Source organism: Magnetococcales bacterium (assembly GCA_015228935.1).
Classification (GTDB): Bacteria; Pseudomonadota; Magnetococcia; order Magnetococcales; family DC0425bin3; genus HA3dbin3.
This window is the reverse complement of record JADGCO010000087.1, coordinates 1-17,248: the sequence shown is the minus strand read 5'-3', so window position 1 is coordinate 17,248 and position 17,248 is coordinate 1. Positions and strand designations below refer to the sequence as shown.

Below are 17,248 nucleotides of genomic sequence, written 5' to 3'. Positions count from 1 at the left end.
TGACCTGGTCGTCTGGTTTGACAGGCATCCAGATGGTCCACCCGTAAAACGTCTGTTCCGGGAACTGTTGGTCGTGGCTCTGGAACGAGTCAAGGAAAAAGACCCCCGCCCACCTGTGCCTGTTGAGCTTGAGGAGGTTGTCGTCATGCTGACAAATTATATTGACCAATGGGAAAAGGATATCGAGCAGAGGGGCATCCTGATCGGCGAAAAAAACGGTATTCTGATCGGCGAAAAAAACGGCGAAAAAAACGGCATCCTGATCGGCGAAAAAATGGCATTCTCAAGGGGGAGATGCGCACTCTGCTTTTGTTGATTCAACGCCGTTTCGGTCCCGTACCCGAATGGGTCCATGCCAGATTGACCAGTGCCACCCTGGAAACGCTGGATATGTGGACAGAAAATTTCCTGGATGCCACAGCGCTGGAGGATGTTTTCCAGGGACGGGACAGGCAATAGGCTGCTGAATCCGGCCACCTTTGCCTACAAAAGAGACCCGGCGGAAAAACATGTCGGGTTTGTCGCAGAGGATGTGCCGGACCTGCTGGCAACCCAGGACCGAAAAGGGCTTTCGGCCATGGATGTGGTGGCCGTGGTGACGAAGGTGGTGCAAAAACAGCAGAAGCACCTGGTTCATCCATTCAACAATGCCAATGGGGCGCAGGCATCCAGCAAGCAGCCTTTTATCGTCGATTTTCCAGTGCGATTTCCGCATCTTTGGCAGCAAGGAACCCATCGACACTGGACAACATGCCCTTCATGGTCCCACGAACACATCGAGTCGTCAGGGGAAATATCTCTTTTGGCAAACGCAAGATGAGCAAATGTTCCGTTTCATCAAATGCGATTGATTCCAGGGGTTTGATTTCACCGTTGACACAAACAGCCTCGATGGTTTGAATCATGGTGTACCTCATTTATTTTTCATGAGTCTTGAAGGTCAAACGACTGTCATTGCGGGATGCACCTGACGGGCAATTTCCTCGCCGTGGTCGCGTTCTATGATGGCAATGTCGTATTGACTTTGCAGGTCAATCCAAAACCGGGCTCCATTGCCAAAATAAAGACCAAGCCGGACCGCCGTATCCGCACTGATTCTACGGCGGTTATTCAGAATATCGGAAATGCGCCCGGCAGGTACACCCAGTTCCATGGCCAGCCGGTGGGCGCTCGTATGACGTGCTGCCAATTCCCGTTTCAACAAACGACCTGGGTGGGCAATGGGAGGCATGATTCATCTCTTGTGATAGTTGGTAATTTCGACCAGGTAGGCATGGCCATTTCGGAATTCAAAGCAGATCCGCCAAGGACCATTGATGGTCATGGCCCATTGATTTTCACGATCACCCTTCAATTTGTGCAATCCGACGCTAACCAACGGACTCAGGTCGTTCAGGGACTTGGCCACATTCAAGGCCAGCAACAAATCAATTGCGGTATCCAAATCAACCCCACGCAATTGATTGGGCTTTTTACCATCCCATACCTTGCGGGTCAGGGCATTGCGCCATGATTGAATCATGGTCATAATATACGATACGGTGCGTATTGTGGCAACTTCGAATCAATGGCAATGAAGCCATGGAAACAATGCTGCAAAAAAACTTGGCCGGAATTGCCTCCGTCAAGCAGGATGTTAATCACCTGAAATCAGAGCGGGGAAATGTCGCTTTGCATCTGATTTCATATTGATGGGATTGCCCTGTGCGTGTTCCCGGCAATGAGGTACGATGCCGGGCATGATCGACGATGATGATTCCATCACCACCGCCTCTTTTCCCATCCGGAAATGGTGGCTGATTCGGTCCCGTACCCGAATAGGTCCATACCAGATTGGCCGGTGCCAATCTGGAAATGCTCGATATGTGGACAGAAAATGTCCTGGATGCCACATCGCTGGGGGATGTTTTCCAAACCCCTGCCTTGCGCCCGGAACGACTCTGATCCACAATACACCCCCGTTGTGCAATGAAGGCGATGCATTTTCGTCACGTCTTCGTGCCCGTCGATCAAATTGGGTTTTGCTTGCATCAAAGAGCAAAATCGGCGACAAACAAAGCCGGATTCCCTGGACCCATCAACCGGAATGGACACCTGAGCATGTCCCATCTGCGTGAAGAAATTGTCATGACAGCCGACGAGGTACGGCAGGCCATCGATCAAATGGCCCAGCGCCTCCATGCGGACATCACCCAGCCCCAGAAACGGGTGGTGGTCGGTATCCGTCGGGGAGGAGCCATGGTGGCCCGCCTGCTGCGTGACCGGCTGTCCGAGTTGCGGGGCATGACCTTCCCCATCGGTTACCTGGATATCACCTTCTACCGGGACGATCTGGACACCGTGGGACCCAATCCCCTGGTCGGTGCCACCGATCTGGCCATGGATATCGATGACAAACGCATCATTTTGGTGGATGATATCCTGTTCACAGGTCGTACCATCCGGGCTGCCCTGAATGCACTGTTCGATTTTGGCCGCCCCGAAATTGTCAATCTGGCGGTCCTGGTGGATCGTGGCCATCGGCAACTCCCGATCCAGCCCGACTATGTGGCAAAAATTCTGGAGACGGAACGCCGCGAAAGCATCAAACTGGTCGAGCAAGAACCTGGAAAATTTGTCGTGGTCAGACGGCTGCGTGCGTAACCCGGTATGATGCCGGTCCTGCCCCCCATACCTCGCAAGGATGACATGACTGCAAAAAGATCGGCACTGAAACGCAAACATCTCCTGGGCATGGCCGAATTGAGCCGGGAAGACATTACCCAGATTCTGGAAACGGCAGCCTCCATACGGGAGATCAATTACCGCGACATCAAAAAGGTCCCCACCCTGCGTGGCAAGACCGTCATCAATCTTTTTTTTGAAAATTCCACCCGTACCCGCACCTCCTTCGAGTTGGCCGGCAAACGCATGTCGGCAGATGTGATCAATATTTCCGTGGCCTCCAGCTCCGTGGCCAAGGGCGAGACGTTGATCGACACCATGATCACCCTGCAAGCCATGAATCCCGATGTGGTGGTGGTACGCCATGCCGAACCCGGTGTCCACGCCTTTCTCGCCCGCCACATGGATACCGCCGTGGTCAACGCCGGCGATGGCGGCCACGAACACCCGACCCAATCCCTGCTGGACATGCTGACCATCGAAGACAACCTGCACCGCCTGAACCGGAAAAATTTTGAAGGTCTGGTGGTGGCTATTTGCGGCGATGTCCTGCATTCGCGCGTGGCGCGTTCCAATGCCATCGGTCTGCGCACCATGGGTGCCCAGGTCCGACTGGTCGGTCCGCCCACCCTCATGCCCCGTTTTGCCGAAGAGGCCCTGGGTGCCCGGGTCTTTCATGATCTGGACCAGGGTCTGGCCGATGCCCAGGTGGTCATGGTGCTGCGTCTGCAACTGGAAAGAATGCATACCGCCTTCATCCCCAGCATTCGGGAATATTTCAAATTCTGGGGCCTGAACCGGCGTCGCCTGGCCCATGCCGCACCGGGTGCCCTGGTCATGCATCCCGGTCCCGTCAATCGGGGCGTGGAAATTTCCTCGGAACTGACCGACGATCCGGAACGAACCGTCATTCTGGATCAGGTGGCCAACGGTCTCGCCATCCGCATGGCCGTGTTGTACCGCCTCTGTAGTGGTCGCGTCACCGTCGAAAAAGAGTCGGTGGCCTCCGCACCAGACGAGAAAGGGCCGTTCCCATGAGTCCAGAGAGTGATCTCTTTTTCATCAAGGGAGGACGGGTCATCGACCCGGCCTGCAAGTTCGATGCAACCGCCGATATTCTGCTGGCCCGGGGAAAAATTCAGGCCATCGGTCGCCTCGATCCGCCTGCCGGCTGCCCCGTCCTGGATGCCGATGGCCTGGTCGTCGCGCCGGGTCTCGTGGACATGCATGTGCATCTGCGTGAACCGGGTTTTGAATTCAAGGAGACCATCGCCAGCGGTACCCGCACCGCCGCCGCAGGTGGGGTCACCTCGGTGGCGGCCATGGCCAATACCCAACCGGTCATGGATGATCCCAGTGTGGTGGGATATGTCCTCGAAAAAGCACGGGCCGCCGGTTATGCCAACGTTTTTCCGATTGGTGCCCTGACCCGCGGGTTGCAAGGCAAAACCCTGACCGAAATGGGACTCCTGCAAATGGCCGGGTGTGTGGCCTTCTCCGATGACGGACACGCGGTCATGGACAGCGGCGTCATGCGCAAGGCCCTCGATTATTCCCGAGCCTTCGATGCCCTCCTCATTCAACATGCCGAAGACATGGGTCTCACGGCCCAGGGGTGCATGAACGAAGGGGTGGTGGCCAGCCGTCTGGGCCTGCCTGGCATCCCCACCGAGTCCGAAGAGATCATTGTGGATCGGGATATCCGCCTGGTGGGACTGACCGGAGGACGGTACCATGTGGCCCACATCTCTTCCCGGGGAGCCGTCCAGGCTGTGGCCAGGGCACGCCAACAAGGTCTGCCCGTCTCCTGCGAAGCCACGCCCCATCATCTCGCCCTGACCGATGTCGCCGTCGGGGACTATGACACCGACGCCAAAATGTCTCCCCCGCTCCGTGGCGAGGCAGACCGCCTGGCCCTCCGGGAAGGACTGGCCCAAGGCATCATCGGCGTCATTGCCTCGGATCACGCCCCACATGACCTGGACAGCAAACGGGTTCCCTTCTGCCAGGCCGCCAACGGCGTGGTCGGGCTGGAAACCCTCCTGCCCATTACCCTGGAACTGGTCCGGGATGGTGTCCTGACCTTGATGGGAGCCTTGGCGACACTTACCTGCAATCCGTCCCGACTGCTCGGCATCAACCGGGGTACCCTGGCTGTGGAAGCCCCTGCCGATCTGGTTTTGTTCGACAACACTGAAGCCTGGAGTGTCGATGCCTCCCGTCTGCACGGCATGGCCCGCAATACCTGTTTCCACGGGCGACGGGTCGTCGGGCGGGTCAAATATACCATCCTGGCCGGACGGATTGTCCATCGGGATGGAGATTGACAGCGGATGTCCGGTCCGGAACCTCCTGGCATTCAACACCGACAGGCCACCATCCTGTCCAATCGAATTCTTGCCGATCAACAGGGCCTGCTGCGGATCGTGGTGCCTGACTTGGCTGCCACAGCCCAGCCGGGTCAGTTCGTTCATCTGCTGTGTCATGCATCCCTGACCCTGCCCCGTCCTTTTTCCATCCTCGATGCCAATCCGACAACAGGAACCCTGGACTTGCTCTACCGGGTGGTTGGACAGGGAACGGCGCATATGGCCACCTGGCGAACCGGCGATGCCGTCTCTCTGGCCGGCCCGACAGGCCGGCCATTTTCCCCCATTCCCCCTGCAACGCCCGTTCTGATGCTGGCCGGTGGGGTTGGTTTGGCTCCTTTGGATTTTTTGGCGCGGCGTGCCAACGCCGCCGGTGCCCGGGTGACTTTGCTCCTGGGTACGGAGAGTACACCTCCCTTTGCCACCATACCCGCACAACACCCCATTTCAACCCACCTGCCGGGTGCCACCATTCCCGATGCAACCCACCCGCCGGGTGCCACCACCCAGGATACGGCCCTTTTGGCCCTGCGGCATTTGGAACAATTGGGCGTTGTCAGCCGCCTGGCTGCCGGGCGACCAACCCCAGGATTTTATCGAGGATTCGTCACCGATCTGGCCAGGGTCATTCTGGAGAGCATGGACCCGGCCAGCCGGGCCGACGTGCGGGTGTTGGCCTGTGGTCCACCCGCCATGCTGGCCGCAACAGCCCGCCTGCTGAAACATTTCAATCTCTCCGGTGAGGTCTCTCTGGAAGCCCGCATGGCGTGCGGGTTCGGTGGATGCGCGGGGTGCGCCGTACCTATTCTGGGAGCAGGGGGTGAGATGAACACCGGAGGCATCGTGCCCATGCCGGGGCAGGGGAATGAGATGAATCATTTTAATGAAATTCAAGAAAAATCAAACGCATGGCACTACAAACGGGTATGTATCGATGGCCCGGTCTTCAATGCGGCACATGTGGCATGGGATCATTTTCAATAACCCGCTTTCATCCCATTCCGGTAGATGCTTACGAACTTTGCATGGGGAGGGACGATGACCACCACCGACAATCGCATGATTCGTAATGTTGCCCTGGTCGCCCATGGCGGCGGCGGCAAGACAACCCTGGCCGAGACCCTGCTGTTCAACGCCAAAGCCATCCCCAAACGGGGTACGACCGACCGGGGCAGTACGGTCATGAGTACGGAACCGGAAGAGGTGGCACGCCAGATCACCACCACACCCCATGTGGCCTGGTATGTCTGGCGGGATTGCCTGGTCAATCTGGTGGATACGCCCGGATATATCGATTTTCTCGAAGCCACCCGGGGCGTGTTGTCGGTGGTGGGAGGTTCGGTACTCCTCTTTTCCGGAGAGTCGGGTGTCAAACCGGAAACCGAACGCCTCTGGAGCATGATTCATGATGCCCTGGTGCCCACCATCGGCTTCATCAACGAAATGGACAAACCCCGGGCCGATTTCATCCGCACCCTGGGCGAAATTGAAAAAGTCCTGGAGGTGACAGCCCTGCCCCTGACCATTCCCATCGGTCATGGTGAATCGTTCCAGGGAATTGTGGACCTGATTCCCATGACCGCCTGGTCTGCCAAAGAGGGTGTTTTCACCCAGATCGACCTGCCGGCTTCCGCCCGTGACGATGCCGAACACTACCGGCAACAATTGGTGGAAAAAATTGTCGAAGCCGATGACGAACTCCTGGAAAAATTTCTGGAAGATGAGCAATCCCCGCCGGATGAGGTCCTGCACCAGGGGTTGAAAGAACTGGTCCTTACCCGCCAAATCCTGCCGGTTTTTTGTGGTTCGGCCCAGGCCAACATTGGTGTGCGTGCCCTGGCCAATGGCATCCTGTACTACATGCCAAGCCCGCCGGACAAGGCGATCATCAAACCCATTGCGGGCAAGCATGCCGATCAAACGGATCAGGTGGAAATTCGCAATCCTGTGGCCACGGATCCCTTCTCGGCGGTGGTGTTCAAAACAACCATCGATCCCTACTCGGGCAAGCTTTCCGTGTTGCGGGTTTTTTCCGGCGTCCTGGAAGCGGAAAAGGAAATTTACAACGGCACCCGGCGCGTCAAGGAAAAGGGGGGCCGGCTGTTCAAACTGATGGGCAGGGAGATGACCCCTGTGGAGCGTCTCAGTGCCGGGGAAATGGGAGCTGTGGCCAAACTTGCCCAGACCCAGACCGGGGATACCCTGTGTGCCCTGGATCACCCCATCCACTACGAGCGGGTCAGGTATCTGGATCCTCCCATGGCCTACGCCGTGGAAGTGGATGCCAAGACCGAAGACAAAGCCTCCACCGGTCTGCACCGTCTGGCCGAAGAAGACCCAACCCTGCAATTCTATCGGGACCAGGAAACCAATGACATGATCCTGGCCGGCATGGGACAAACCCACCTGGCCGTGGTGTTGGATCGCCTGAAGCGCAAGTTTGGCGCGGTGGCCACCCTGAAAACCCCCCGGGTTCCCTACCGGGAAACAATCACCCGTACCGTCCGGGTCCAGGGACGCCTCAAAAAACAGACCGGCGGCCGCGGCCAGTTCGGGGATTGCTGGATCGAAATGTCTCCCCTGCCACGCGGAGGGGGATTTGTCTTTGAGGATGCCATCGTGGGTGGCGTGATTCCCCGGCAATTCATCCCCTCGGTGGAAAAAGGGATCCGTGAATCGATCTCCTCCGGCACGGTGGGGGGGTATCCGGTGGTGGATTTCAAGGTGCGGCTGGTCGATGGCAGCCACCATTCGGTGGACTCCTCGGACAATGCCTTCCGGATTGCCGGTTCCATGGCCTTCCGCAAAGGAATGGAAGAGGCCGGGGCCGTCATCCTGGAACCCGTCATGCAAATGGATGTGACCGTGCCTGATGAAGTGGTCGGTGACGTGATTGGCGACCTGAACAGCCGGCGGGGCCGGATTACCGGTGTCGTCTCCCGGGCCGGGGTGCAGGTGGTACACGCCGAGGCCCCCATGGCCGAGGTCCTGGACTACGGTAACGTCCTCAATGCCATCACCTCCGGACGGGGACTCTACACCATGCGTATCGGCACCTATCAGGAGGTTCCCAGTCACATTGCCCGCAAGGTGCTGGAAGCCAAAAAACCCAAAGAGTGATATCCAGATTTCGCTTCATCTTTTCCCAAAAATGCCGATCTGAATCTTCAGAGGAACTCTCTGAAGAGGTCAAGGGAAGGAGAAGCCAATGTGGAGTGTCTCGCAGGCCGGTATGGCCATGATTTTTGGTGCCATGGCGCATCAGCAGCGTCCGGGCGGTGTGGTGCAGAAAACTTCCGGTGTCCACGGACGGGGGCCGCAAAACTCCCCAGGCAGCAACCGGAGTCGCGATGATGAACGGTCCGATTTTCATGCCCTCTTTCTGCGCGCCCTGGAAGAAGATGACATGGAGTGAACCGGGACAACACCTCGAAAGGCGTCTGCTTCACGTTTTCACATATACCTTCACTGCCCTTCCTTGTTGAAGGTCAAGAAGGTGAAAAATGGCCACCCCATGCAGTATCGAGGGTGGCTTTTTTTTGATGGGAATTGCAATATTTCCTGGCCAGTGGTACCATTGAGATAACGGGTGCGTTTTTTTATGTGTCAAATGCACCAGGCTGACCATGAGTTTTCTGCAAAAGGCCTGAAACAGATCGACAGGAAGGTCAATTGAATTCGGAGTACATTGAGTCCAGGCAGCCCATGTCTGCCGGCTTTACAGTTTGTTGATCCTGAAATTTTTATGTTGTCCGAAGATGGTCGTTTTGGATTTTCTGCAAGAAACTCGACAACAAGTCATATCACGGAGTACCAAAATTGCATGTGTAAAGAAAATGCCGTGAATCATGCCTGGAATCGGAAACAAATCTGGCCTTATTTGGTTGCAACAGGTTTGCTTCTGCTGACCGGTTGCGCCGGACAGACAGCAAGGGTGGATACGAACAACACTCCGAAAAACATCATCATCATGTTTACCGATGGCACCGGTACGGGAGAATTGGAAACGGCCCGGCAATATAATCGCTATCGATACAATCGGGGGTTTCATATCACCGATAAACTGATGGTCACGGCGCGTATTGGCCTGATGAGTAACGACAGCAGCGACAGCCTGGTCACCGATTCAGCCGCCGCCGCAACCGCCATGTCTACCGGCTTCAAAACCCGGAACGGCTCCGTGGGCGTGGATGCCTCCGGGCAGCCCCTGGAAAATATGGGCGAATTGGCCAAGCGACAGGGAAAAACCGTGGCCATCGCCTCCAATGCCAGCATCCTGGATGCCTCGCCTGCCGGTTTCTCCGGAATCCACATCAAGAACCGCAAGGATTACAATAAAGTTGCCGAACAGTACCCGGAACGCGGATTTGACATGCTTCTGGGCGGTGGTCGCAACTATTTCCTGCCCAGGGAAAAAGGCGGCAAACGAGATGATCAACAAGATCTGATCAGTCGCTTCCGCAAAGAAGGCTATGCCTACGCCGAAGACCGGAAGAGCCTGGCCCAACTTTCGGGAACCAAAATTCTGGGACTCTTCGCCAAAGACGATTTCCCCATGGAAACCGAACGTGACCCGCAACAAACTCCCTCCCTGACCGAAATAACAGATAAAATGTTGACCCTGCTTGCGGCAGATAACAATCCCCATGGATTTTTCGTCTTCATCGAAAATGAACTGACCGATTCCGCCGGCCATGCCTCCGATGCAGCCAACATGCTCCTGCACATCCTTGATTTCGACCAGGCCGTGCAGGTGGCACACGCCTTCCAGATCAAACATCCCGACACCCTGCTCATTGTCACCACGGATCATGATACCGGAGCCTTTTCCCTCTCTCCGGCCACCAAGGGAGTCACCCAGGAGAGTGCCAAGGTCAAAACATATCCGCCACGCACCGTTTTCGACAAAATTTCCCAGGTACATGTATCCATGGACAAGGTCGCGGAAGAACTGGGCGATACACCCACCGGAGAACAACTGGATCGCATCATTGCCCGGCGTTTTCCAGGTTTTTCCCTGGATGCCGATCTTCGGGAAAAAATCCTCAAACGGGAAACCCTGTCTCGCACCCATACCTATCCAATCACCAATGTCCTGGGCGAAATGGTGGCACGCCACACACAAATGTTCTGGGGTACCTCGGGACACACCAATGCCTGGCCCTTCATCTTCGCCGTCGGACCGGGTGCGGAACGATTCGCAGGATTTCTGGACAACACCACCTTCGGCAAGAATCTGTCCCAATTGCTGCAAGGAAAGTGAAATTCCAAACCACATCCCGTGCAGTGCGCCGTTTGCGGCCTCCTGTTCGTTTCTTGAGGCAGGCCGACCCTTGATGCGTGCGCAACATTCTGGTGAACCGATCCAAATAAAGGCGCATTTTCTGTGACCGATATGAATTCTGGAATGTCTCTTGTTGAAGAGTTGTTGCGTGACCCGATTTTTGCAAAATGCAACTATGTGGCTTTGTCACGCATGCTGCCTTACATTGAAGAACGCAGCTACGCAGGCGGTGAAACACTTTTTCGTACCAATACGCCGGCTGACGGGCTTTTTCTCCTGGTCTCGGGTGTCGTTCGCCTGAAAAATCCCGATGGCACGGTTTCTCCCATCATCATGACCCGTTTCGGAGAAGAGTGCGGCACGGATTTTGACAGCTATTTTTTTGATGCCGTAGCCGAAACTCCTGTCAAATTGTTGTATGTGCCACGCCGGACAGTGCATGATCTGATCGCCGCTCATGCCGATTTGAAAACCGAATTTGAATTGTCTCTCATGCGGTGTCTGAGTGGCCGTAAACTCAAGACACAAAGCGTCCATGAGACGAAAATTGAAGCTGAAAAAGAAAAAGAAAAAGATGGGAATATTCTGGACCTCATCGGCTGGCTGCTCACCATTATTTTGCCACTTGTGGTTCTGACGACTGGTCAATACACGCATCTGGAACCCGGTATCAATTTGTTTCTGGCCATTTTCTCCGCCACAGTCGTCATGTGGGTCTTTTCCCTGGTCGATGATTACATTCCCGGCTTGTTTGCGGTCACGGCAATCCTGATTTCCGGGCTGGTACCCGCCAATATCGTCCTGGTGGGGTTCACCTCGGACAGTTTTCTCATGGCCATGAGCATCCTTGGCCTTGGTTCCGTCATCGTCACCTCCGGACTCAGCTATCGTGGAATGCTGTTGTTATTGTATTATCTACCCAACTCCCGATTTTGGCACAATTTCGGTATAGCCATGGTCGGACTGTTCCTGACCCCGTTGATCCCCTCCATCAATGGACGCTTGGCCCTGGTCACCCCTTTTTGTGCCGATATGGTGCAAAACCTGCGCTTCACACCTCAACGCCAGGCCGCCACCCAGTTGGTGGTCAGTGCTTTTGCCGGTATCAGCCTGCTTTCCGCCATCTTCATCAGCAGCAAATCCGTCAACTTTGCCGTGTTCGGTCTCCTGCCGGCACAGGCCCAGGATCAGTTTCAGGGATTCAAATGGGTCGTGGCAGCAAGTGTGTTTGCCCTGGTGTTGCTGCTGGCCCATGTCGTCATCACCATCTTGATGTTTCGCAGCCGGGAAGTGGCACAACTGGACAAGACACGGGTGGCAGAACAACTCAAACTCCTGGGCAACATGAAACAACGTGAGTGGGCAGCCACGCTGGGTATTGTCGTGTTCATCATGGGCATGATGACCGCCTCGTACCACCAGGTCCCGGCAACCTGGGTGGGAATGGCCATTCTTTTCAGTCTTCTCATGTTTGGTTCGCTCAGAAAAAAAGAGTTGACCGAAAAAGTCGATTGGCCGTTTCTTCTCTACCTGAGCGGATTGACCGGCATCGTCAGCGCATTCAATTATCTCGGCATTGACCACAAACTGGCGACGGCACTGCCAAGTCTGGGTGTTCATATGCGCGACAGTTTTGAAATATTCGTCCTCATTTTATTTGGCGTCATTTCCGTGGTCCGTCTGATCGTTCCCATCAGCGTGACAATTGTAACCCTGGCAACCCTGCTCATGCCCCTGGCGGAAATCTATGGGGTCAGCCCCTGGGTGGTCGGCTTCATCATCCTGATTCTGGGAGAAATCTGGTTTCTGCCCTACCAATGCTCCTATTATCTGCAATTGCAGTCTGCCAACCGGTTCAATCCACTCTATCAGGAAAAAACTTTTCTCTATTACAATGCCCTGATGAACATTTTCCGGCTGGTCGCCATCTTTGCGTCCATTCCCTTCTGGAAAGCCTTTGGTTTGTTATGAAATCCACCGTGATTCGTCTGCAAGGTCTGCTGATTGGCGTCTTTCTTGTTGGATCGATCAGTTTGTTCACCTGGTTCAACATCAGCAAGCCCCGCATCTTCATATTGCACAGTTATGACAAGTCCTACTCCTGGGTCAGGGACGTCAATATGGGAATCACCCGAGTATTGGACAGTCATCGGGACAATATTGTGCGCTGGTATTACCTCGACACCAAACGCCACCCGTGGTTGAACTATAAAATCAACGCCGGAAAATCGATGCAACGCATGCTCATGTCATCACCACCCGATGTCATCATTGCCGTGGATGACGATGCCCAACAATTTGTGACCCGCAACTTCATCAACCATCCCACGATCAAAATCGTTTTCGCCGGTGTCAATAATGAACCCGAGGCCTATGGCTTCGACAAGGCCGGCAATGTCACAGGTATCCTGGAACGATTGCCTCTGGAGGCTCTCAAGGAGACCCTGCAAATCATTGCCCAACGCAACAACATAAGCCTCCCATTGACCATCCAGTTTATCGGCGACCGTTCGGAGACCGTGATCGGTGACGAAAAATTTTTCCGCACCTATGACATGAAACCCACACGGGTATTGGAATCCAGGCTGGTCAATACCCTCGATGAATGGCAACAGGCAGTCTTGAATGCTGCCGGCAAGGTGGATTTTTTGATCACCTCGAACTATCGCAAGGTCAGACGCACAGCCGATGGCACCGATCTGGTACCGGCCAGCGAATTGATCGCCTGGACAGAGAGCCACTCACCAGTGCCGGTAATCGGCACCAATGCCTTTTTCGCCGAAGATGGCGGCATGTTGGCCATTGGCACCTCGCCTTTCGAACAGGGCGAAGTGGCAGCAAGACTGGCGTTGGAAATTGCCGAATACCACAAACAGCCACAACAGCTCCCATTTCACTCGACAACCCAGTTTGTCGTCTCCATGCGCGGGGCGTTGATCCGTTCCCGGCATATCGATCTGCCGCAAATCTACGAAGCAGCAGCCCGCGCCATTCATAAATATTATGAATGAAATGGCATACATGCATTTTATTGTGGGCCGTATTCCATCATGTTGTAGCCTTTTTCATCGTGCAGAACCAGATCCAACCCTTCGGACTCCTGATCCCGGGTCACGCGCACACCCAGCACCTTGTCCAGCACCTTGAATATCGCGTAGGTCAACAATCCGCTCCAGAGGATGGAGACCACCACGGCCACTCCCTGGACGAAAAGTTGCTTGCCCATGCCACCTCCGGCACCCCCTGAATATCCCAGGCCACCCAGGGCGGGAGCGGCAAAGACGCCCGTCAACAAGGTTCCCATGATGCCGCCCACCCCATGGACGGGAAACACATCCAGGCTGTCGTCAATTTTCAATTTTTGTTTGAGAGTCATGGTGGCAAAGTAGCAGACCACACCAGCGAGCAAACCAATGACAACCGCTCCCATGGGACCGACAAACCCCGAAGCCGGTGTGATGGTGCCCAACCCGGCCACCATGCCGGTGACAATCCCCAGCACACTGGGTTTGCCATGTCGATACCACTCCATGCCGATCCAGGCCATGGCACCTGCCGCCGCTGCCATGTGGGTGACCAGAATGGCCATGCCCGCCGAGCCATTCGCGGCCAGGGCACTGCCACCGTTGAACCCGTACCATCCCACCCACAACATGGCTGCACCCGTAAAAGTCATGGTCATGTTGTGCGGCATGATCAACGTATGCGGAAATCCCTTGCGTGCCCCCAGCATCAAGGCCGCCACCAGGGAAGCCACCCCGGCATTGATATGAACCACCGTGCCGCCGGCAAAATCCATCACGCCCAGGGTTTGCAACCACCCGCCGCCCCAGACCCAATGACACAGCGGCCCATAGACAAAGACCATCCACAGGATGGTAAACCAGACCACGGCGGAAAATTTGACCCGCTCGGCAAAGCCGCCCACCACAAGAGCCGGAGTGATGATGGCGAAGGTCATCTGGAACAGGGAAAATACCGTTTCCGGCAAATCCCCTTTCAGGGTGTTGACGCCGATTCCGGCCATGAAGGCCTTGTCCAGACCACCCCAGAAACCCTGCAACACCCCTCCATCGCCAAATGCCAGGCTGTATACCCCCATGAGCCACAACACGGAAACCAGACAGGTGATGGCCATGCACTGCATGAGCAGCGACAAAACGTTCTTGGAGCGAACCAGACCCCCATAAAACAGGGCCAGGCCCGGCAGGGTCATGAACAGCACGAGCGTCGTGGTGGTGAGAATCCAGGCCGTATTGGCCGAATTCATGACAGCCCCGGTATCAGCCCACACCAAAAAAGGCGTACCGAGAATCATGCCGATCAAGCCCCAAAAAAATATTTTGCCACCCAATCCCATGCGCATGTCGCTCCCTCGCAATCCTGATTGATGATTCGCACAGCAATCCGTCCCCTGCGGCCCCTGATTCAGGCAATCCGACTGCCCATGGCAAAAAAGAATCCATAATTTATAAATATTTGTAATAGAACAAATACATCAAAAAAGGCTACTGAAAACAGCCTGCCGCTGACGCAGCTTCTGCATAAATATTGGGCAATATGCAAAAGAAATAATCTTTCCCGACCTGATTTGCATAAAATATGATCATATGCACACCGGCATAATCTCAAATAATTGTAATTATTGATAAAATATAATCCACGGACCGGGATCGGAGGTTTTTGTCCGGCAAGGGTTGAAGTTTTTCTTGATTTATGGGTTCACATCCGTTATAAAGAAGTCAAAAGGAATGCAAAAACCAATATATGGGGAGGGCGTTCAGATTGACCTGTTGCCCAGGAAAAAAAGAAAAATTCCGTCCGGACACACCCGATCCCACCAGGCATGGCGGAGGTGCCCGATGAAGGTGTACCCGACTGCCATTCTGGGGTTCCTGGCGGTCTGGTTCATCGGTACGCAACCGGCCCGCGCCGATATTTTCGCCTTCGTGGACCAAAAAGGGGTGATCCACCTGACCGACCGGGCAGATGATCCCCGCTATCGGCTCCTGATCCGTTTTCCCAAGAAAAAAGATGGGGTGCGGGTCATGGTCCCGGATGATCATATCTCCAGCTCCAATCAACGTTATGGCACGGTGATCCGGGCGGCGGCGTCACGCTACGATCTGGACGAAGCCCTGGTGCATGCCGTCATCCGGGCCGAATCGAGTTATGATCCCGATGCCATCTCTCCCAAGGGAGCGGTCGGGTTGATGCAACTGATGCCGGAAACCGCCAGCCGCTATGGCGTGCGCAACCGCCGTGATCCGGAATCGAACATTGACGGCGGCAGTCGCTACCTGCGAGACCTGTTGCGACTGTTCAACAACAATCTCCATCTCTCCCTCGCCGCCTACAATGCCGGTGAAAATGCGGTCAAGCGGTATGGCAACCAGGTTCCTCCCTATGAGGAAACCAAACAATATGTCACCCGGGTCCTGCATTTTTACAAACTCTACCGCGACAAACTGTGATGTGACCATTCAGCACCCTTTCAAGAAAAGCCTGGATATGAAAGCCTTGATCAGGGCTTCGCCCCGAACCCCACCAGGACTCCGTCCTGGACCTGCCAGGGAGCCAGCCCCCTGGACCCCGATTCGTCGCCGGGTGATGAACTGTCGCTTTTTGCAAGGGGTTCTGAATGATGACACTGTGATCAGGGTTTTTCACTTTCTTTTGTTGGTTTTTCTGGTGTGGTGTCTGCCTGCTGCGGCCCTGGGCGACGACGTGATTTTCCAGGATGATTTCAACCGCCCGGATGCCATCCATCCCGGCAACGGCTGGACACCCTCCCCCCTGCCGGAAGCCTGCGGGGAGACCAAGGATGTCGTGGTTGCCCGGCATGGGCGCAAGGATGGCCGGACATCCGTGATGCAGATTCGCGAGGGGCAGCTTTATATCGACGATCAGGACAGCCGCAATGCCCAGCGGGTTTACCGGGATTTTCGGCGGCCCTTGTTGCGTCTGGAGTATGATTTCACCCCCATCCACATCATGGGCGGCACCGACGACCGGGCACGCCTGGGGGCCAGGATTCAATTCCTGGATGCGGCAGGCAATCTGCTGGCCGAGATCGGGGATTTTTACTACAGTACGGCCTTTGGCGATTATGTCAACACCCCCACGACCTATTGGCGCGCCAATCGGGGGGCCTTCGATACCGAAAAGCGGCACAGTGAGGTGTTGATTCAGGAGATCATGGATTGGCATCTGCGTGATGTGGATCGTACCCGCATCGACCGCACCCGCATCATTTTCGAGGCGTTTGCCGGCTGGTGCGGATCGACCATGGAGGCCGCGTTCGACAACATCAAGGTTACGGCGATTCCCTCGTTGCTGCTCAGCTTCAACCAGACCGAACTGGCCGACATGGTGCGCAGCGCCCATATGTACTATCAACAAGCCCCGAATGCCTTTCCCGGCAATTGGCGACACTATATCCAATCTCACTACGGGCAGAAAAAAGTCGATGCCTGGCGGCAGGCGATTGTTGGACATATAGGTCAGGATACGGGTCGCCTGTTGCGTCTGGTGGAACGCATGGTGGGAGAGCAGGGACCAACCGCCCTGGAGACAGGCATGGTCCTGTCATTGCTGTTGTGGGGGAATTGAGGAATCTGCCGGAGTATCCTGACTGGAGTGATTGGATTCCGGGTGGTGTCCATTGATGACCTGACCGGTGGCTTTGGGAGATTTTGAAAGACAAAAACAGGTTGATTTGCTTAAACTGAAGTTCCGAGACATGTTTCGGTAAAAACGCTTAAATGTCAAATTGTTGCTGTGTTTTTGACTGGAATTTTGTAGGCATGTAAATATATTTTATTTGCTTGAAATTGGATAAATAATCTGACATCATGTTCGCATGTATATCGCCTGCATACCCAATCGTTCGTCACCGCCTGCTTTCCTCCTGCGAGAAAGTTATCGAGAA

At 55.2% G+C, this 17,248-nt stretch carries 17 protein-coding genes; 14 read left to right on the top strand and 3 right to left on the bottom strand.

Annotated features, from left to right (window positions below; translation table 11 throughout):
- The 3 genes from HQL65_16360 to HQL65_16350 all read left to right on the top strand — a co-directional run.
- A partial coding sequence (locus HQL65_16360) for a hypothetical protein (GenBank protein ID MBF0137804.1) occupies positions 1 to 316 on the top strand: 316 nt, incomplete at its 5' end.
- Positions 295 to 459, top strand: a complete 165-nt coding sequence (locus HQL65_16355) for a hypothetical protein (GenBank protein ID MBF0137803.1) — start codon at positions 295 to 297, stop codon at positions 457 to 459. The genes HQL65_16360 and HQL65_16355, both read left to right, overlap by 22 nt.
- Complete coding sequence (locus HQL65_16350) at positions 413 to 820, top strand: hypothetical protein (GenBank protein ID MBF0137802.1); 408 nt, start codon at positions 413 to 415, stop codon at positions 818 to 820. The genes HQL65_16355 and HQL65_16350 overlap by 47 nt, the downstream gene beginning before the upstream one ends.
- Before the next feature lie 120 nt (positions 821 to 940).
- Here the strand turns inward: HQL65_16350 and HQL65_16345 are convergent, their stop codons facing one another.
- Both HQL65_16345 and HQL65_16340 read right to left on the bottom strand, forming a co-directional pair.
- Positions 941 to 1,231 carry a HigA family addiction module antidote protein gene (locus HQL65_16345; protein MBF0137801.1) on the bottom strand — a complete coding sequence of 97 codons (291 nt, stop codon included), beginning with the start codon at positions 1,229 to 1,231 and terminating at the stop codon, positions 941 to 943.
- Between the two features lie 3 nt (positions 1,232 to 1,234).
- The gene (locus HQL65_16340) at positions 1,235 to 1,522 is read right to left on the bottom strand and encodes a type II toxin-antitoxin system RelE/ParE family toxin (protein MBF0137800.1); all 288 of its coding nucleotides are present in this window, start codon (positions 1,520 to 1,522) and stop codon (positions 1,235 to 1,237) included.
- Between the two features lie 578 nt (positions 1,523 to 2,100).
- Between HQL65_16340 and pyrR the strand changes: the two genes are divergently transcribed.
- The 9 genes from pyrR (at position 2,101) to HQL65_16295 (ending at position 13,328) form a co-directional block, all read left to right on the top strand.
- Positions 2,101 to 2,643 carry a bifunctional pyr operon transcriptional regulator/uracil phosphoribosyltransferase PyrR gene (gene pyrR, locus HQL65_16335; GenBank protein MBF0137799.1) on the top strand — a complete coding sequence of 181 codons (543 nt, stop codon included), beginning with the start codon at positions 2,101 to 2,103 and terminating at the stop codon, positions 2,641 to 2,643.
- A gap of 45 nt (positions 2,644 to 2,688) precedes the next feature.
- A complete protein-coding gene (locus HQL65_16330) occupies positions 2,689 to 3,702 on the top strand; it encodes an aspartate carbamoyltransferase catalytic subunit (GenBank protein ID MBF0137798.1) in 1,014 nt (337 codons plus the stop codon).
- Positions 3,699 to 4,991, top strand: a complete 1,293-nt coding sequence (locus tag HQL65_16325) for a dihydroorotase (protein MBF0137797.1) — start codon at positions 3,699 to 3,701, stop codon at positions 4,989 to 4,991. Before HQL65_16330 ends, HQL65_16325 begins: the two co-directional genes overlap by 4 nt.
- Positions 4,992 to 4,997: 6 nt before the next feature.
- Positions 4,998 to 6,017 carry a dihydroorotate dehydrogenase electron transfer subunit gene (locus HQL65_16320; GenBank protein ID MBF0137796.1) on the top strand — a complete coding sequence of 340 codons (1,020 nt, stop codon included), beginning with the start codon at positions 4,998 to 5,000 and terminating at the stop codon, positions 6,015 to 6,017.
- A 54-nt stretch (positions 6,018 to 6,071) separates the two neighbouring features.
- The gene (locus tag HQL65_16315; GenBank protein MBF0137795.1) at positions 6,072 to 8,153 is read left to right on the top strand and encodes an elongation factor G; all 2,082 of its coding nucleotides are present in this window, start codon (positions 6,072 to 6,074) and stop codon (positions 8,151 to 8,153) included.
- A gap of 88 nt (positions 8,154 to 8,241) precedes the next feature.
- Positions 8,242 to 8,448 (top strand): hypothetical protein, encoded by a 207-nt coding sequence (locus HQL65_16310; protein MBF0137794.1) that lies wholly within the window; start codon positions 8,242 to 8,244, stop codon positions 8,446 to 8,448.
- 408 nt (positions 8,449 to 8,856) lie between these two features.
- The gene (locus tag HQL65_16305; GenBank protein ID MBF0137793.1) at positions 8,857 to 10,296 is read left to right on the top strand and encodes an alkaline phosphatase; all 1,440 of its coding nucleotides are present in this window, start codon (positions 8,857 to 8,859) and stop codon (positions 10,294 to 10,296) included.
- Between the two features lie 144 nt (positions 10,297 to 10,440).
- Positions 10,441 to 12,288, top strand: a complete 1,848-nt coding sequence (locus HQL65_16300; protein ID MBF0137792.1) for an anion permease — start codon at positions 10,441 to 10,443, stop codon at positions 12,286 to 12,288.
- Positions 12,285 to 13,328 carry a hypothetical protein gene (locus HQL65_16295; GenBank protein ID MBF0137791.1) on the top strand — a complete coding sequence of 348 codons (1,044 nt, stop codon included), beginning with the start codon at positions 12,285 to 12,287 and terminating at the stop codon, positions 13,326 to 13,328. The genes HQL65_16300 and HQL65_16295 overlap by 4 nt, the downstream gene beginning before the upstream one ends.
- 17 nt (positions 13,329 to 13,345) lie before the next feature.
- On the opposite strand, the gene HQL65_16290 is transcribed toward HQL65_16295, so the two are convergent.
- On the bottom strand, positions 13,346 to 14,635 hold the full coding sequence (locus HQL65_16290; protein MBF0137790.1) for an ammonium transporter: 1,290 nt from the start codon (positions 14,633 to 14,635) through the stop codon (positions 13,346 to 13,348).
- A 544-nt stretch (positions 14,636 to 15,179) separates the two neighbouring features.
- Between HQL65_16290 and HQL65_16285 the strand changes: the two genes are divergently transcribed.
- Both HQL65_16285 and HQL65_16280 read left to right on the top strand, forming a co-directional pair.
- A complete protein-coding gene (locus tag HQL65_16285; protein MBF0137789.1) occupies positions 15,180 to 15,791 on the top strand; it encodes a lytic transglycosylase domain-containing protein in 612 nt (203 codons plus the stop codon).
- Positions 15,792 to 15,828: 37 nt separating this feature from the next.
- Positions 15,829 to 16,929: a hypothetical protein gene (locus HQL65_16280; protein MBF0137788.1), complete on the top strand. Its 1,101-nt coding sequence runs from the start codon at positions 15,829 to 15,831 to the stop codon at positions 16,927 to 16,929.
- Positions 16,930 to 17,248: the final 319 nt, after the last annotated feature.

What these genes read in the sequence shown, in the direction of transcription:
- HQL65_16340 (MBF0137800.1), bottom strand. Translation starts at nt 1,522, where the DNA reads ATGATTCAATCATGGCGCAATGCCCTGACCCGCAAGGTATGGGATGGT.
- HQL65_16285 (MBF0137789.1), top strand. Translation starts at nt 15,180, where the DNA reads ATGAAGGTGTACCCGACTGCCATTCTGGGGTTCCTGGCGGTCTGGTTC.
- HQL65_16305 (MBF0137793.1), top strand. Translation starts at nt 8,857, where the DNA reads ATGTGTAAAGAAAATGCCGTGAATCATGCCTGGAATCGGAAACAAATC.
- HQL65_16330 (MBF0137798.1), top strand. Translation starts at nt 2,689, where the DNA reads ATGACTGCAAAAAGATCGGCACTGAAACGCAAACATCTCCTGGGCATG.
- HQL65_16300 (MBF0137792.1), top strand. Translation starts at nt 10,441, where the DNA reads ATGTCTCTTGTTGAAGAGTTGTTGCGTGACCCGATTTTTGCAAAATGC.
- HQL65_16325 (MBF0137797.1), top strand. Translation starts at nt 3,699, where the DNA reads ATGAGTCCAGAGAGTGATCTCTTTTTCATCAAGGGAGGACGGGTCATC.
- HQL65_16290 (MBF0137790.1), bottom strand. Translation starts at nt 14,635, where the DNA reads ATGATTCTCGGTACGCCTTTTTTGGTGTGGGCTGATACCGGGGCTGTC.
- HQL65_16295 (MBF0137791.1), top strand. Translation starts at nt 12,285, where the DNA reads ATGAAATCCACCGTGATTCGTCTGCAAGGTCTGCTGATTGGCGTCTTT.
- HQL65_16315 (MBF0137795.1), top strand. Translation starts at nt 6,072, where the DNA reads ATGACCACCACCGACAATCGCATGATTCGTAATGTTGCCCTGGTCGCC.
- HQL65_16350 (MBF0137802.1), top strand. Translation starts at nt 413, where the DNA reads ATGCCACAGCGCTGGAGGATGTTTTCCAGGGACGGGACAGGCAATAGG.
- HQL65_16310 (MBF0137794.1), top strand. Translation starts at nt 8,242, where the DNA reads ATGTGGAGTGTCTCGCAGGCCGGTATGGCCATGATTTTTGGTGCCATG.
- pyrR (MBF0137799.1), top strand. Translation starts at nt 2,101, where the DNA reads ATGTCCCATCTGCGTGAAGAAATTGTCATGACAGCCGACGAGGTACGG.
- HQL65_16280 (MBF0137788.1), top strand. Translation starts at nt 15,829, where the DNA reads ATGAAAGCCTTGATCAGGGCTTCGCCCCGAACCCCACCAGGACTCCGT.
- HQL65_16355 (MBF0137803.1), top strand. Translation starts at nt 295, where the DNA reads ATGCGCACTCTGCTTTTGTTGATTCAACGCCGTTTCGGTCCCGTACCC.
- HQL65_16320 (MBF0137796.1), top strand. Translation starts at nt 4,998, where the DNA reads ATGTCCGGTCCGGAACCTCCTGGCATTCAACACCGACAGGCCACCATC.
- HQL65_16345 (MBF0137801.1), bottom strand. Translation starts at nt 1,231, where the DNA reads ATGCCTCCCATTGCCCACCCAGGTCGTTTGTTGAAACGGGAATTGGCA.